Source organism: Nocardiopsis aegyptia, from assembly GCF_013410755.1.
GTDB lineage: Bacteria > Actinomycetota > Actinomycetes > Streptosporangiales > Streptosporangiaceae > Nocardiopsis > Nocardiopsis aegyptia.
Genome location: NZ_JACCFS010000001.1, coordinates 75,443 through 90,716, shown reverse-complemented (window position 1 = coordinate 90,716; position 15,274 = coordinate 75,443). Strand labels below are relative to the sequence as shown.

The window sequence follows — 15,274 nt, the reverse complement described above, 5'->3', positions numbered from 1 at the left end:
AAGTACACCACCGAGGCAGGGCGTCCAACTAGCACGTGATGCCATGAAGTGCCAGTGGAACGAACAGTTATCGTTGGTCGTTTCCTACAAGCGACGATCAGGCGAACACTCCGCTTCGGGGGCGGCCACCGCCCCGAGCGCACGTCAGCGCACGCGCGCACCACCCGCGGGCCGCGGCCCGCCCACGAGAGTTGAGAAGGACATCCATGCAGATCAGTGAGCTGGTCGCCGTCAAGCGGCTGCACCTGCGGTTCCTGACGGGAGCCGAGCACCAGCACCGCACCGTGCGCTGGGCCTACACCACGGATCTGCTGGAGCCCGCCCGCTACCTGCGCGGTGGCGAGTTCGTCCTCACCGGCATGATGTGGCGCACCCGGCCCGAGGACTCCGAGACCTTCGTGGCCTCCGTCGTCAGCGCCGGCGCCGTCGCGATCGGCGCGGGCACCGCCCTGGGCGAGATCCCCCCGGACCTGCCGGCCGCCTGCCAGAAGCACGACATCCCGCTCATCGAGGTCCCCTCCGAGACCTCCTTCGGCGCGGTCACCGAAGAGGTCCTGCGCTCGCTCACCCAACGCCGCTTCACCACCATCGCCGAGACCCGCGACCGCCACCGCCGCCTGATGGCGGAGGTCGCCGCTGGCGCCGACTTCCCCTCCGCCTTCGCCGACGCCGCCACCCACGCCTCGATGCGCGCCTGGGTGATCTCCTCGACCGGCCGCCACGTGGCCGCGACCACCCAGCCGCTGCCCGAGCACGACCGCGAGTGGATCGCCGCCAGAGCCCTGACCTGGTCCGCCTTCCCCCACACCACCCGCCTGCCCGTCGAGGGCGGCCGCGTACTGACCGTCGTACCCGTCCAGGCCAAGGACTCCCACCCCCTGTCGAACTGGCTGCTGGTCTGCACGGGCGACCACCAGGTCTGGGGCGACGAGGAGCACGAGGCCGTCGCCGAACTCGTGTCGGTGTCGGTGCTGGCGCGCAGCCGGGTCGAGGAGCGCGCCCTGACCGACGCCCGCCACCTGGAGGGGCTGCCGCGCCTGCTGGCCGCCCAGCGCTTCGACGAGGTCACCGCGCTCATGGACGGCACCGGCGTGGCCACCGGCACCGAGGACGCGGGGCACGTGGTCGTCAGCGCCGTGATGATGCCGGAACCGCGCGTGCCCGACCTGGCACGGCGGGTGCTCACCGAACTCGTCGCGGACTGGCCCGGCGCGGTCGTGACCGGCGAGAACGACACCCTGGCCGTCGTCCCGGTCGAGGGCGGGGACTCCCGGGCGCGCGAGCGCGCCGAGGAGATCCGGTCCGAGCTCGTGCACCGGGCGCGCGTCCTGGAGGGCGGGCTGCTGGACTACCGGCTCGCCATCGGCCTGAGCTCGGCCGCGCACGGCGTGCCCGAGCTGCGCGGAGCGGCCGTGGAGGCCCGGCACGCCCGCCGCCTGGCCGAGCTGCGCGGCGGGCGCTCACGCGTCATCGCCGGGGCGGAGATCGATTCCCACGAGCTGCTGCTGGCCTCGGTGCCCGAGGAGGTGCAGACCTCCTACCGCGAACGCCTGCTCGGCCCCCTGGTCGCCTACGACCGCGACCACCGGTCGGAGCTGGTGACGACCCTGGAGCGGTTCCTGGAGCACTCCGGTTCCTGGCAGCGCTGTGCCGCGGCCATGCACGTCCACGTCAACACCCTGCGGTACCGGATCGGCCGGGTCGAGGAGCTGACCGGGCGCGACATGAGCAGCCTCGAACACCGCGTCGACCTGTTCCTGGCACTGAAGCTGCGCGACTGAGCGCGCCGGCGGCCGAGCGCGCTGTCCCCGGTTCTGTCACCGGGGACGGCTAGGGTGCGCGCGATGAGTACTCAACCGACCGAGACCGCCGACGCCGACCTCTCCGGCATCGACCGGCACATGCTGCCCGACTCGCGGGTGTTCGTCCGCTGCGACCTCACCGAGGCGGACCTGCGCGAGGCCGACCTCGTCGAGGCCGTCTTCACCGACTGCCGCCTCGACGGCGCCCGGCTGGACCGGGCGCTCCTGGACGAGGCGCGCTTCGAGGGCGGCAGCGCCGCCGGGGCGTCCTTCGCCGGGGCGGAGTGCTCCGACGCCCGCTTCGAGCGGGTGGACCTGGCCAACACGCGCTGGCAGAGCGCGCTGCTCACCGACGCGGCGTTCACCGGCTGCCGGATGACGGGGGCGGGACTCACGTCCCTGCGCGGGGTGGGGTACTCCTTCGCGCACTGCAACCTCATGCTGGCCCGCTGCAAGGGATTGTCGCTGCGCGGACAGACGCTGGAGGGGCTGCGCATGGACGAGGCCGACCTGGCGAGTGCCGACCTGCGCGAGACGGTGTGGGTGGAGTCGCGCCTGCGCGGCGCGAACCTGGTCAACGCCAGGTTCTCGGGCGCGGACGTGCGCGGCGCCGACCTCGGTGAGCTGGGCCTGGACCAGGCGGGCTACCTGCGAGGAGCCACCATCAGTCCGGCCCAGGCGGGGCTCATCCTGGGAGCGCTGGGCATCACCGTCGTGGAGTAGGCGCCCGGTCGGGAGAGCGGGCGGAGGGAGCGGGGCGCGAGGGCGCTCCCGGGCGTTGGCGCTGACGTGCGGGTCCGCTTCGGCGTCCCGCCGCCGGACATGTCCGGAAGATGTCTTGCAGCGAACGGCGTTCGAAACTACGGTCGGTCGCGAACCGGGTTGTCGAACCGGTTCGACACCTCCTTGAGGAGAACAATGAACCCCCCGTTGACACGGGCGCTCGCGCGCCTGTCCGCCCTCACCCTGCTCGCCGGTCTCGCCGTCGCGGGCCCCGCCTCCCCGGCCAGCGCCGCCGACCTGACCCTCACCGTCGACGTCGGGCAGGTCGTGCGCCCGGCGACCCAGGTCGCCTCCGGCGGCCTCTACGGCGTCGGCTCCGACTCCGAGCCGACCACGGACATGCTGCTGCCGCTGAACCCGACCAGCTTCACCCAGCCCCCGCCCGGCACCACCCACCTGGGCAACGGCGCCACCGAACCGTGCTGCGACGCGCTCGACGTCGGGCACAACATCACCAGGGCCGGCGCCCAGCAGTTCATCCGCCTGCCCGACATCTACCCGACCTTCCCCTACGAGTGGCAGGGCTGGGCCGACTGGGAGCAGAAGGTCACGACCATGGTCGAGGACCGCCTGGCCGCGACCGACACGACCAACATCCACGGCTGGGAGCTGTGGAACGAGCCCGACTGGACCTGGGACACCCAGGAGGCCGGATCCTTCAACGACGGCTGGACCCGCACCTACGAGCTGGTGCGCTCCCTGGACCCGGTCACCCCCATCGTGGGACCGAGCCCGTCGGTCTACCGCCACGACGACATGCTCGACTTCATGTCCCACGCCCGCGACACCGGCACGGTCCCGGACGTGATCGTGTGGCACGAACTCGGCGACATGAACTGGGATTCCTTCGACGACCACGTCGCCGACTACCGCGCCATCGAGGAGCGGCTCGGCATCTCGCCGCGCCCCATCGCCATCAACGAGTACAACAGCTTCAACCAGATGGACATCCCCAGCGTGGCCCTGCACTGGATGAGCGCGTTCGAGCGCCACGGGGCGCGTGAGGCGCACCGCGCCTACTGGTTCGAGGCCGGCACCTTCGACGGACTGTTCACCCTGGACAACGAGCCGACCGCGTCGTACTGGCTCTACCGCTGGTACGGCGAGATGACCGGCAACATCGTGGCGACGACGCCGGAGAGCTGGCTGGACGGCGTGGCCTCCTACGACTCCAGCCGCCAGATCGTCAACGTCGCCTTCGGCGGCGACTGGGGCGACAACACCGTGGACGTCACCGGCCTGGGCTCCTTCGGCTTCTCGGTCGACGTGCGGATCCTGTCCACCCCCGGCTCGGGCCGGCACACCCACGTCGCCGAGCCCACCCTCGTCCGCGAGGCGACCATGCCCGTCTCCGGCGGCCGGATCTCGGTTCCCGTGGACGGTATGGACGCCGAGGGCGCCTACCAGCTCCTGGTCACCCCGGCGGGCGGCCCGACCACGTCCTGGCAGCAGGTGTACGAGGCGGAGAACGCCACGGTCGTCAACGCGCAGACCAGGTCCTCCGGCGAGGCGTCGAACGGCTACTACGTCGGCGGGATCGACGGGGACGCCGACATGCGCTCGGACTCCTTCGTGGACTTCACCGTCAACGTGCCCGAGGCCCGCAGTTACACGATGACCATCGACTACGCCAACGGCACCGGGGCGACCTCCACGCACGGTCTGGCCTACAACGGCAGCGACTGGTCCACGGTCTCCTACCCGCCGACCGCCGGGTGGGGACAGTTCGCGACGACGAGCGTGACCGTCGACCTCGACGCCGGATACAACGTCATCCGGCTGGCCAAGGGCTCGCCCCACTTCGAGGGCGGTACCGGCTACGCCGAGATCGACCGGATCACCCTGTCCTGAGGCCCACGCGCCCCGGGCGCGGCAGCGGGCCCCGTCGCGGCGGCGGGGCCCGCTGCTGTTGACGAGCACGGGGATGTCAGTGGATCGAGCACCAACTTGTCAGTGGGTGCGAGCACGAACATGTCAGTGCCCACCCTCTGCCTCCTCTCCCGCTGACGGTGAGTGTTCGGGGAAGAGACTGAACCGGACGTCCGGGTCCACGGCGAACCCGCCCTCGGCGGTGCCCGTGGCCAGACCGGCCTCAGCAAGACCCCGGGCGCCGGCGTCTGAGTCCGCGCCGCGCGGCGGGGGGCCGAACCCCAGCAGCGCGGCCAGGACCCCGGCTTCCTCGGCTCCGATCGGGATCACCCGCCCGGCGGCCTTCTCCAGCGCGGACCGCTGGTCGGCGGTGAGCAGGTCCATCCGGGTCCCCAGGACGTAGGTGTGTGCGCCGGTGCGGCGCACCGCCCAAGCACCGGCCGCGTCCGGGTGCGCCTGGAGGTGGTCGAGTGCGGCCTTGAGCCGGGGGTGCGGCCAGTCGAGTGCCTGGCACAGCGTGTAGGTGTGCACGGGGGTGCCCGCGTGCGCGAGCGCGGCCAGCACCACCCGCGCGTCGGCCGCTGCCGCGGGGGCCTGCGGTTCGTGTCCGGCGTCCTGGCGGTGGTGGGCCAGCAGCGGCTCCAGGTCGGGCAGCAGGTCGGCGGGGTGCAGGTCCAACCGGCGGGCCAGGTCGATGAGCACCCGCGCGGACAGCTCCGGCAGGCCCCGCAGGGAGTCGTGGTCCAACTGGTGGGGGTGCACGCCCAGCAGGTCGGCGACCTCGCGGACGGTCACCCCGCACTGGGCCATGCGCTCCTGGAGCGCCCACCCTTTCATCCCCGGGCTCCGGGAAGGCGGGACAGGGACAGTCCGCGCAGGCGCATCCACCCGCCCAGGCGGGGTGTCCTGCCATCGCCGTCCTGGCAGCGGGTGGAGTGCGTCCAGGGGCGGTCCACGAACAGGTCGCGGCAGAGCGCGCGGACTCCGGTGAGCAGCCCGGGGACGGGGCTGCGGCCGCCGGGGAAGCTGACGTAGTCGGGGTGGACGAAGGACGAAGAACGGGTCGATGTCCAGGGCGCCCTGGTGGTGGCGGTGGGCCAGGTGGGCGGCCATGAACAGGCGGATGTGCGCGGGCAGGCGCACCGTGCCGGTGAGTTCCTCGTACTCGGTGCCGTAGCGGTCGCGCCTGGGCTCGGGAAGCGGGGGGTGGCGGCGCCGGCGGATGGAGTAGCGCGTGGGGTGGACGGGGATCGTAGGGGGGTGTTGCCACTGGAGCTGCCCGGCGGGGGTCACGTCCTGGCAGGTGATGGTGTCGAAGAACCGCGGGTCCTGGTCCAGGTGCAGGGCCAGGGCGGTGGCGGCGACATGGTCGGTGCGGTAGTGCCGGTACAGCCGGTGGGTGCGGGTCAGGTCCAGGTGCCCGCGCAGCGCGGCGGCGGGGTCGGGGCCCAGGCGGGTGGTGTTCCAGCGCAGCAGCCACCCGGTGCGCAGCAGCGCGGCCTGGGCGGCCCGCAGCCGGAGCAGGGCCAGGTGGGGGTCGACCAGCGCCCCGATGAGGTCATCGCGCAGGTAGGCGGTCAACGCGACTGTGAAGTCGCCGCCACGGGCGCCCTGCTCCCAGTCCAGGGTCCGGGCCAGGGTGGCCTGGTAGATCTCGTCCACGCGGGCGAAGGCGGCGCGCCCGAGCCGGTCCCGGCAGGCGGCGCGGAACCGGGGGAAGTCGACCAGGGGCAGGTCCGGGACGTCCACCGTCGGCGGCGGCGTGGGGGGTGCGGCGCCTTGGCGCAGGGCGCCGCCCAAGGTCACGGCGAAGGTGTAGGCGTTCTGGACCCGCAGGTCCCGATCCCGCTCCAGGGATGGGATGCGGGGCGCCTGGCTGTTGCTCCAGATCAGCGTCAGGTCGCACTCCACCTCGGCCAGGGCCCGGATCTGTTCGTCGGCGAGCAGGTGGGCGCGGTCCACGATCACGTGGCGCACGCCGTGGGCGCGCATCCAGGCCCGCGCCAGCCGCCACAGCTCTCCAGGGGTGCCCGCGGGCAGGGCTCGGGGGTCCTTGCCCAGGGCGCGCATCGTGTCCCGGACCAGCGCCAGGGACCCGGTGGCCTGCGGGGTAGGGTGCACGACAAGGTGGGGGCGGGCGCCCAACGCGCTGCCCGGGCGCTCGTGGTGGATGCCGGGCAGCGGTTCGTCCCCGGCGTTGTGGACCAGGGTCAGCTCACGCATCGGCTCCCCCGCCCAGCAGGGCGTAGGCGTTGGCGAGCACCGCTGCGTCCAGGGTGTCGGTGCCCTCCTCGGTGCACAGCGCCGCGGCGGTGTGGGTGAAGGACGCCCAGTCGCGCAGGGTGCCGTGGGCGAAGGTGTCGTCGACCTCCAGCAGCAGCTCCTGCGGGGCTTGGGTGTAGATGGGGTGGTAGGCGCCCATCAGCGCCGCGACGTCGCGGCGCGGGATCGGCTTGAAGGGCACCATGCGGAACAGCCGCGAGCGCAGCATCGGCTCGCGCGAGAGCACCTCCCAGCAGCCGTTGCCGCCCGCGTACAGCAGCGCGAAGCGGGTGTCGGGGTGGTCGTGCAGGTGGCGCAGGAGTTCGAGGCAGTCGCCGTTGAGGCGCTGGGCCTCGTCGACCACGACCAGGCGGGACAGGCCGGACAGGTGGTCGATGAGGGCGTTGACGAGCTGGAAGCGGTTGCGGCGCGCGGGTGCGCGTTCCCCGGTGAGGGCGAACAGCAGCTCGTCGGCGACCACGCGCATGGACGGGTGGGAGGGGAAGGCCAGCACCACCGGCTGGGTGTGGGCGTGCTCGGCCACGGTGGCGTGGACCGCGAAGGTCTTGCCGGTCCCGGCGGGCCCGTAGATGACGCCGGTGGCCTGGTGGGCGACCAGGTCGGTGACGGCGCGGCGGGTGAGCTGGAAGGAGCGGGTGTTGAGGGTGGAGGCTCCGGTCAGGCCCATGAAGTGGGCGGGTGCGCTCACGGGTTCTGGTTCTCCTCCATGACGGGGTGGACGGTGGGGTCGACCAGGCCCAGCAGGCTGGTGCTGGACTTGGCCGCCAGTGCCTGGTCGGAGCGGCGGCGGGCGAGTTCGTCACCGTCTTCGGCGGGCAGCAGCCGGGACTCGGCCGCGGGGGCGGCGCCGGTCATCGGCGCCAGCTCGGTGCGCGAGCGCCGGGCCGAGCGGCGCTGGGCGGCGGCCAGCCGGCGCGCCTCCTCCTTCTGGGCGGTGCGGAACGCCTGGACCTGTTCGGGGGTCAGGTGCGCCTGCGGGTGGGCGGTGCACAGGTGCTCGCCGCCGGTGTAGACCTCGATGGAGCGGTTGTCGTGGGGCATGTAGCGGATCTGGACGCGCTCGCCGCGCCGCCCCAGGAGTTCGGGCGCCAGGTAGGACATGCGCTCCCAGCGGATGCCGTCCTTGCCCACGACGCGCTCTTCCTCGGCCAGCAGCAGGTGGCGCAGCCGCTCTGCGCTGATGCGCGCCAGCGGGGTGGGGTCGGCCTCCCACGCCTGGGCGGGGGAACGGCCGCCCAGGGCGGAGTGGGCGTGGGCGGTGTTGTACCAGGTGACCCAGTCTCTGATGCAGGCCACCAGGGCGTCGATGCCCATCGGGCGCACCTGGGCGGTCTCGGCCGCCGCCCGTGCGGCGGGGCGGTCGTCCAGGGGTCCGTGCAGGCGCCCGGCCGCGTCGCGGGGGCCGCCGGTGAACCCCGGCAGAGCGGACAGGAGCATCTGTTCCAGGGTGCGGTGGAAGCGCTCGACCTTGCCCTTGCGGTGCGGGGTGTAGGCGGGTAGCCGGTGCACGTCCACCCCCATGGCGGCCAGGGCCTCGGTGACCGGGCGGGCGGCGAACTCCAGGCCGCGGTCGATGCGCACCAGCGCCGGGACCGCCCCGAACGGGCCCCGCTCGGCATCCTCGACCAGCCCGGCTCGGATCGCGGCCAGCACGGTTCCGGTGTGCGGGGTCAGCGCGATCGACCACCCCACCAGGGCGCGGGTGGCGTCGTCGACGATCGTGGTCATCCAGGGGCGCACCGCGCCCCCGCGCGGTGGCAGCACCAGGACCGGGAGCTGCTTGTGGTCGGCCTCCCACACCTGGTTGCGCACCGACGGCGGCCGGGACAGGTACACATCGGCGTCGCGGCGGGCGTTCTCCCCGCTCTGCCACAGGGCTCTTTCGGCGGCGGTGAGCTGGGCGGCGAACGCGCGGCGCAGGGTGTGCACGGACACCGGCCGGGCGCCCTGCCACCCCTGGGTGAGGGAGTCGGGGACCGGGACGCCCGCCGGCGCGGTCGCGCCTCTGGTGACGGAGCTGCGGGCGCGGTGCACGGCGGTGGCATTGCCGCGGTAGAAGGCGTAGGCGGCACGGTCGGTGTCGGTGAGCCGGTACCCGGGCCGGGCCCGTCCGTCGTCCTGCGGTGTGTGGGGGGCGATCCACCGCCACACGGTGCGCTCGCTGACCCCGCAACCCTCGGCGACCAGGCGCACGTGCCGGGCGGTGAGCTGTTCGGCGTCGGCGAGCTGGCGCAACCGGACGGTCGCCGCACGGCGCTTCTCGGGATCGACTCGGCTCACCGCTACCACCTCCAGCGCGCGGTCTTCGAGTCGAGTATGCGCCGACCAGTGGTGGTGTGTCCGGGAAACACGAAAGCCCGCCCTCTCCGGGGCGGGCCAGTGGGCGCGTTGGCTGCGGCTCGTGGTGGTGGTATTTCTCCAACCACTGGGATGGCATCTACAAGGCACTACTCCCACTCACGCGAATCCCCTGGGATTCCCATCCGGGCCACGGCTTCCTCGAAGAGCGATCGTTCGGTCTCGGACATCCGACCCGCGACTACTAGACGAAGGAGTCGGTGCAGGTGGATCGACTCATCGGCGTAGTCGACCTCGGCCAGTGAGTGGTGCGCGATGCTGCACAGCATCCGCCTGTAGGCGACAGGATCGTTGACGGTGGCCTTCAGCTCAGGCGGGAGCGGAAGCGCATCATCGGAGGCCAGTTGCCGACGCTGGAGCGGGCTGCCATCGGTGCAGGAACACAGTTGCAGCAGCGCGAGTGCTCCAGGATCGTGCTTCCTCAGGCTTCCCAGCGAGATCTCCCACGTAAGGCCGACTACGGGCGTGGTCTCCCATGCAGGTCGGGCTGTATCGGGCGTACGCGGCTGACTCTCCAGTGCCTCATACGCCTGATCGAAGCGCTTGATGTACTCGGACACCGGCATCTTGCTGACACGCATCCACGCTGCGCCCAGCACCAGAGCCAGGGGCAGGTCCCCCAGCCTCGCGGAGACCAGATTGAGGTCTGAGTGGCCCAGCCCGGCGAGGCCCTGTGCACGGAGCAACTCGAAGCTCTCACGTCGGGTCATTTGCCTGACCGGCACCACCTTCCACCAGCGGCTGTCCGACTGCAGAAATCGAGTGTCGCGTGTCGTGACAAGGACGGAGCACCGGGCATCCATCAGCCGCAGGCGGACCAGGCCCTGGTTCTCTTCTCTGCCTTCTCCGGCGCCGTCGAGGATCACCAGAACGCGTCGACCTGCTGTGTGCCTCCACAGCAACGACATCTGCTCGGTCTGGCTCTGGGGGATGTCGGCCTTGGCGAGCCCGAGCAGAGCGAGAACGGGGGAGAGATCAGCGCGTTCGGCCGGGGAGAGCCACAACACCCCTTCAGGGAAGGAAGCAGCAAGTTTGGTGGCGCAGGCAGCGGCCAGGGTCGTCTTACCGATTCCACCCATTCCCGCGAGCACGGACACTCGACCAGCTCGTCCTCTGCTTCTAAATCGGCGTCGGAGGTGTTTTACGATGGCTTCGAGCTCTGCCTCGCGCCCCACAAAGGCCCCCGTCAGCGAGCGTGGAATCGGAGCTCTGGACTCCAGCCGCCGTGCACGGCTCCACCTGAGTGATCCCCGCAGTCGGGGGGCGTAGGCCATGATCCCGATGGCGATGGCCAGCTTGGCGAGCTTGCCCGGGACTTCGTTGAGGTTGCCTTCCCACTCCTCGGCGTAGCGATCAGCATCGGTTCGGCTGCCGAGTTGCCGCGCGGTCCAGCGCACGAGCCGCACGGCCAGCCACGGAGCCCACTCCCCGAATTCGTTGAGTAGCAGGGGAAGCGCGACCGCGGTGGCGAGGAAGATGATGAGAGCTGTGGTCACGTCAGGCCTTCCCACCTGGGGCGCAGGCCCGGGTTCCATCGGATGGTTGCTTGTTCACCGCGGCGTTCGGCCAACAGAATGCGGGCTTGGGAGAGACCGTCGGGGTTGAGCCGGTACAGGCGCCGGCGGGCTCCGCGTTCGGCGCGGTCGCCGCTCTCCCATTCGGAGACGACCCAGCCGTGGTCCTCCAGGCGGGCCAGGATCGGGAAGACGCTTCCGGTGGGGCGCTGGATCTGCTTGGCGATCTTGAGTCCGTACAGTTCATCGTCGCCGGACAGCAGGACCTCCAGGACGTCCAGGGTCGCGTCGGTGACTCGGAATCTCGGCATCCTCTAACTCTATACATCTAGCGTAAGAGGCGGAGCTTTCCCTGAGGTCACCATTCCCTGTCCTTTCTTCTGATACCCAGCAGTATCAGAAGCCAGGAGCTATGCCGGGTTCTGATATCGCGGGGCCGGGGTAGGTCCAGGGGCCCGGAACCACTTCTGATATCAGGGAGGCGCCGACCGATGCCGCCACGCCAGGACGTCCCGGTCGTCTACGCCACGGTGTTCACCGGCTACGCCGCCGCCCTGGAGCGGGCACCGCTGGACGCCCACACCCGCCGCGCCTACGCCTGCCGGGTGCGCTCCTTCCTGGCCTGGCTGGATGACGCCGCCCCGGCCGGGGGCGATCCGCTCACCGACGAGCACGGGCGCGACTTCGCCGCCCGCGACTACCGCGCCCACCTCAAGACCGTGCTCAAACGCACCCCCGCCACGGCCAACGCCCACCTGGTCGCCCTGGACCACTTCTTCACCCACCTCGGGGCCCGCCGCCGTGGGCCGCGACGAGCCGCCAGCCACCGCCCCCCGCGCACTCGGGGCCCGCGAGCAGAAGCGGTTCCTGCGCGCCGTGGAGAAACGCCCCCTCGCCCGCGACCGGGCGATCGGACGGCTGCTGTTCTACTCCGGGCTGCGCGTGAGCGAACTCGTCGCCCTGGACGTCGATGACGTGCCGCTCTCCGCGCGCAAGGGCACGGTGATCGTGCGGGCGGGTAAGAACGACGACTCGCGCACCGTCCCGCTCACCGACGCCGCGGCGCGCGCCGCGGTGGCCGAGTGGAAGCGCGAGCGCACCTTCTGGCCGGGCGTCGACACCGCGGCGCTGTTCCTCAACCGGCGCGGCGGCCGGTTGTCCGATCGGGCGGTGAACCTGCTCCTGGCCGAGCTCGCCGCCGATGCCGACGTGGTCGACGAGAACGGCCGACCCGCCTTGTCGGCGCACGTCCTGCGCCATACCTTCGGCACCAACCTGACCCGCTCGGGGGTGGACGTGGTGACCGTGGCCCAGCTCATGGGCCACAAGCGGTTGGAGACCACCCGCCGCTACACCCTGCCCACCCAAGCCGACCTGGAAGCGGCCGTGGCCCACCTGCCCACTGACGAGTGAACACACGCGGCGTCAGCACGTCGCGCAGGCCAGCCCATCGAATTCTGATGGCCGACTTCGGTCAGGCGCGCACACCCAGCACGCGGTTGGCTACGGTCACGCCATGACCACCCCCTCCACCACCGAAGACACCGATCCCCGACGGAAGCGCCTCAAGAAGCGCGCCATCGAGATATGGGAACGCCTCGACCGACGCCGCCGCGGCCTGTCCTGGGCCTTCATCATCCTCGGCGTGCTGGGAGCGGTCGTTGCCCTGTGGCCGCTGGCCACCACGGTGTGGGACTTGCTCGGGTTCACCACCGGACAGGCGTGGCGCCTGGCTGTCCTGGGTGGGTGTGCGCTGCTGCTAGTGGCCGGTGTGGGGTGGATGAACGGCGGGCGCACCTCGCCGCTGCGGCTGTTCTGGTTGATCCTGATCGCCTGGACGATCGCCGCGGGAGCGGTCGCGGCCATGACCGTTCTGGCGTGGCTGGCGCTGGGCACCCCCCAGTGGCAGCCTCCCGAGGAACTCACTCCCAAGAACCTGGACGCGATCGCCACCCGTGCCTTCGCCATCGTCGCCGGACTGGGCGGTGTGGCGCTGCTGGTGATCGCCTACCGGCGCCAGCGCGCTACCGAGAACGGCAACGAGCGCGAGGTCGCCAAGCTGTTCACCGAGACTTTCGACAGCGCCAGCGAGAAACTGGGCAGCGAACATGCCGCTGTGCGCTTGGCCGGGGTCCACGCACTGGCACGTCTGGCCGACGAAGCACCCGAAGGCCGCGAGGACTTGGTGCAGATGGTCATCGACGTGCTGTGTGCCTACCTGCGGATGCCCTACGCGCCCGCGCCTGAAAACCTACCTAAGAACGCTTCCAAGGCACGCCAGAAGGAACATCGTCAGAGTGAACTGGAGTTCGTCTCTTTTCGTGAGGTGCGACACACCATTATCCGCATCATCGGCAATCACCTACGCGTAGACACTCGTTGGCGCGGCAAGAACTACGACTTCAACGGCACCGTCTTCGACGGTGGCGACCTTCGAGGTGCTGTTTTCTCTGGCAGTCGAGTTGACTTCGTTGGCGCCGAGTTCTCCGGCGGCTTTGTGAACTTCATCGGCGCCGAGTTCTCCGACTGTCGGGTGTTCTTCAACACCGCTGTTTTCTCCGGCGGACGGGTGGACTTCTTCGAAGCCAAGTTCTCCGGCGGCTTTGTGAACTTCTTCAATTCCGAGTTCTCCGGCGGCTTTGTGAACTTCCACAGCGCCGAGTTTTCAGGCAGCGATATGAACTTTGGCAGCGCCAAGTTCTCCGGCGGCTGGGTGTACTTCAACAGTGCCGTGTTCTCAGGCGGCGAGATACACTTCGGAGAAGCCCTATTGTCCGACGGAAAGGTGAGTTTCGACAAGGTCTCAGGTAAGTGCCCTGATGGACTGTTGAAGGCGATCAAAGAAGGAAAGTCTGAGGTGGTGATACCCGAGTGTTGGCGACCGACTGCCGACAGCAGCGGTGAGCAGGAGGGCCCAGCCGCATCTACCTGATGACCCTAGCCACTGACATCCCCGTGCTCGCGCACGCTGTCATGTTCGTGCTCGTCAACACCCGATCGGGTGCGCCCGACCGCCGACCCCGTCCAGCGCCTTGCGCTGGGCGGCGGTGAGCACGTCCATGCGCGCCCCCAGAGCGAAGGTGTGCGGCTCGGTGCGGCTCAGCGCCATCGGCGCCGTCAGCTCGGCGCGCGAGCGCCGGGCGCTGCGGCGCTGGGCCGCGCGCAGCCGCCTGGTCTCGGCCCGCCCGGCGGCGCGGAACTCCTCGACCTGCTCGGGGGTCAGGTGCGCCTGGGGGTAGGCGGTGCACAGGTGCTCGGCGCCGGAGCAGACCTCGATGGAGCGGTCACCCCGGGGCGGCATGACCAGGATCGGGAGCTGTTTGTGGTCGGCCTCCCAGACCTGGTCGCGCACCGAGGGCGGGCGGGTCAGGTACACGTCGGCGTCGCGGCGGGCGTTCTCTCCCGAGCGCCACAGCGCCACCTCGGCCGGGGTGAGCTGGTCGGCGAACGCGCGGCGCAGGGTGTGCACGGACCGCTGTCCGGGATCGACTCGGCCCACCGCCACCACCTCCCCCGCGCGGGGCCCTCGGTGTCGAGTATGCGACGGAGAAGGAGTCCCGTGTCCGACCAATCCGGCCAACCGGAGTGGTCTACCGGTCCTGCGTGGTTCGTGCCCGTTCACCCGTTTCTGGCGTCCGGCAAGCCCCGGATGGCACCAGCCAGGGGCGCGCGGGTGCGGGCTGCGCCTGCACCCGCTTCGGTCACGTTCGGTCACCGGGGGTGCGGTGTGTCGCCGCGGTCGGAACTGCTCAGTTCGCCGTATCGGCGGTGCGTCAAGGTGGATTGACGGCATCGGGCACACGGAAGCCCCCGCGCAGTCGACCGCTGCGCGGGGGCTCTCGTGATCTCGGTCAGCAGTCGACGAGGCCGTCGAACCTGCCCGGATAGCCCCAGCTGTAGTGTGCGGTGTAACCAGAGGGGATCGTTTGGCAGGCGAGATCGGTCTCGTAGGCGAGCACGACCTTGACACGCACGCTGTAGCTGCAGTCGTTGATCACCTCCAGCTCGTCCGTCCACCCACTGGCGTCGAGGTCGGTCTCAACGCAGTTGGGGACCGCCGCAGCGGCCTGCGGAGCCGTTTCCGCGGCGGCGGGAGTGGACCAAGCCAGAAGCCCGGCCGCCGCCAGCGCACCGGCGGCCATTACTGAAGTCGCCTTCCCAAGCATGGCGAAAACTCCTTGCATCAAGGCAATGAGGGCGAGAACAGCGTGCCGTGCCATGGCCGGAGCAGCCAATGGCTCCTGGGCGTCCAGGTGTGGCCATGACCTGACGCGGTGCTGCCGCGCAGCCCACGGGGCCACGCGCGGTCCTGGCCGCAGGCGGTCACACACGGGCTATTGACGGGAGGACGAAGCCCCGGACAGCAGGGGCGCGCGGGTGCGGGCTGCGCCTGCACCCGCTTCGGTCACGTTCGGTCACCGGGAGTGCGGTGTGTCGCCGCGGTCGGAACTGCTCAGTTCCCCTGAGCGTCCAATACGGCAGAGGGAGCACCACCCTGCCTCGCGCTTTCCCTCTACTTCCAGGCGCGTGCTGTGCCTCCCGAACCGATGTGGTGACGGAGGTACTAGTAGGAGGCAGACCGGTGGAACTGATGATGGTTGAGGCGCACCTTGAGGTACTGGCACTGCTGGTGGTGGCGGTGGTAGTGCTGCGGTTCGTCAAGAA

The 15,274-nt window shown here is 70.7% G+C and carries 13 protein-coding genes; 6 read left to right on the top strand and 7 right to left on the bottom strand.

Annotation, left to right across the window (positions count from 1 at the left end):
* Positions 1-206: 206 nt before the first annotated feature.
* From HNR10_RS00425 to HNR10_RS00415, 3 genes are all read left to right on the top strand, one after another.
* A complete protein-coding gene (locus tag HNR10_RS00425) occupies positions 207-1,781 on the top strand; it encodes a PucR family transcriptional regulator (protein WP_179819910.1) in 1,575 nt (524 codons plus the stop codon).
* A gap of 63 nt (positions 1,782-1,844) precedes the next feature.
* Positions 1,845-2,525, top strand: coding sequence for a pentapeptide repeat-containing protein (locus tag HNR10_RS00420; RefSeq protein ID WP_179819908.1), 681 nt, complete (start codon positions 1,845-1,847; stop codon positions 2,523-2,525).
* A gap of 195 nt (positions 2,526-2,720) precedes the next feature.
* Positions 2,721-4,436 carry a carbohydrate-binding protein gene (locus HNR10_RS00415; RefSeq protein WP_179819906.1) on the top strand — a complete coding sequence of 572 codons (1,716 nt, stop codon included), beginning with the start codon at positions 2,721-2,723 and terminating at the stop codon, positions 4,434-4,436.
* Positions 4,437-4,559: 123 nt separating this feature from the next.
* Here the strand turns inward: HNR10_RS00415 and HNR10_RS00410 are convergent, their stop codons facing one another.
* From HNR10_RS00410 to HNR10_RS00390, 5 genes are all read right to left on the bottom strand, one after another.
* Entirely contained in the window at positions 4,560-6,677 is a 2,118-nt protein-coding gene (locus HNR10_RS00410) for a hypothetical protein (RefSeq protein WP_179819904.1), read from the bottom strand.
* The gene (locus HNR10_RS00405) at positions 6,670-7,425 is read right to left on the bottom strand and encodes an ATP-binding protein (RefSeq protein WP_179819903.1); all 756 of its coding nucleotides are present in this window, start codon (positions 7,423-7,425) and stop codon (positions 6,670-6,672) included. The genes HNR10_RS00410 and HNR10_RS00405 overlap by 8 nt, the downstream gene beginning before the upstream one ends.
* Positions 7,422-9,017 carry a Mu transposase C-terminal domain-containing protein gene (locus HNR10_RS00400; protein WP_179819901.1) on the bottom strand — a complete coding sequence of 532 codons (1,596 nt, stop codon included), beginning with the start codon at positions 9,015-9,017 and terminating at the stop codon, positions 7,422-7,424. Before HNR10_RS00400 ends, HNR10_RS00405 begins: the two co-directional genes overlap by 4 nt.
* A 167-nt stretch (positions 9,018-9,184) precedes the next feature.
* Positions 9,185-10,591: an NB-ARC domain-containing protein gene (locus tag HNR10_RS00395; protein WP_179819899.1), complete on the bottom strand. Its 1,407-nt coding sequence runs from the start codon at positions 10,589-10,591 to the stop codon at positions 9,185-9,187.
* A complete protein-coding gene (locus tag HNR10_RS00390; protein WP_179819898.1) occupies positions 10,588-10,920 on the bottom strand; it encodes a PadR family transcriptional regulator in 333 nt (110 codons plus the stop codon). The genes HNR10_RS00395 and HNR10_RS00390 overlap by 4 nt, the downstream gene beginning before the upstream one ends.
* Positions 10,921-11,100: 180 nt before the next feature.
* Here HNR10_RS00390 and HNR10_RS30915 point away from each other — a divergent pair, with 180 nt between their 5' ends.
* The 3 genes from HNR10_RS30915 to HNR10_RS00380 all read left to right on the top strand — a co-directional run bounded on the left by HNR10_RS30915 (position 11,101) and on the right by HNR10_RS00380 (position 13,541).
* Complete coding sequence (locus HNR10_RS30915; protein ID WP_246407761.1) at positions 11,101-11,583, top strand: hypothetical protein; 483 nt, start codon at positions 11,101-11,103, stop codon at positions 11,581-11,583.
* The gene (locus HNR10_RS30910) at positions 11,486-12,022 is read left to right on the top strand and encodes a tyrosine-type recombinase/integrase (protein WP_312889016.1); all 537 of its coding nucleotides are present in this window, start codon (positions 11,486-11,488) and stop codon (positions 12,020-12,022) included. The genes HNR10_RS30915 and HNR10_RS30910 overlap by 98 nt, the downstream gene beginning before the upstream one ends.
* Before the next feature lie 103 nt (positions 12,023-12,125).
* A complete protein-coding gene (locus tag HNR10_RS00380; RefSeq protein WP_179819896.1) occupies positions 12,126-13,541 on the top strand; it encodes a pentapeptide repeat-containing protein in 1,416 nt (471 codons plus the stop codon).
* 54 nt (positions 13,542-13,595) lie between these two features.
* Here HNR10_RS00380 and HNR10_RS00375 read toward each other — a convergent pair whose 3' ends face one another.
* A complete protein-coding gene (locus tag HNR10_RS00375; protein ID WP_179819895.1) occupies positions 13,596-14,108 on the bottom strand; it encodes a hypothetical protein in 513 nt (170 codons plus the stop codon).
* 352 nt (positions 14,109-14,460) lie between these two features.
* A complete protein-coding gene (locus tag HNR10_RS00370) occupies positions 14,461-14,775 on the bottom strand; it encodes a hypothetical protein (protein WP_179819893.1) in 315 nt (104 codons plus the stop codon).
* Between the last annotated feature and the right edge of the window lie 499 nt (positions 14,776-15,274).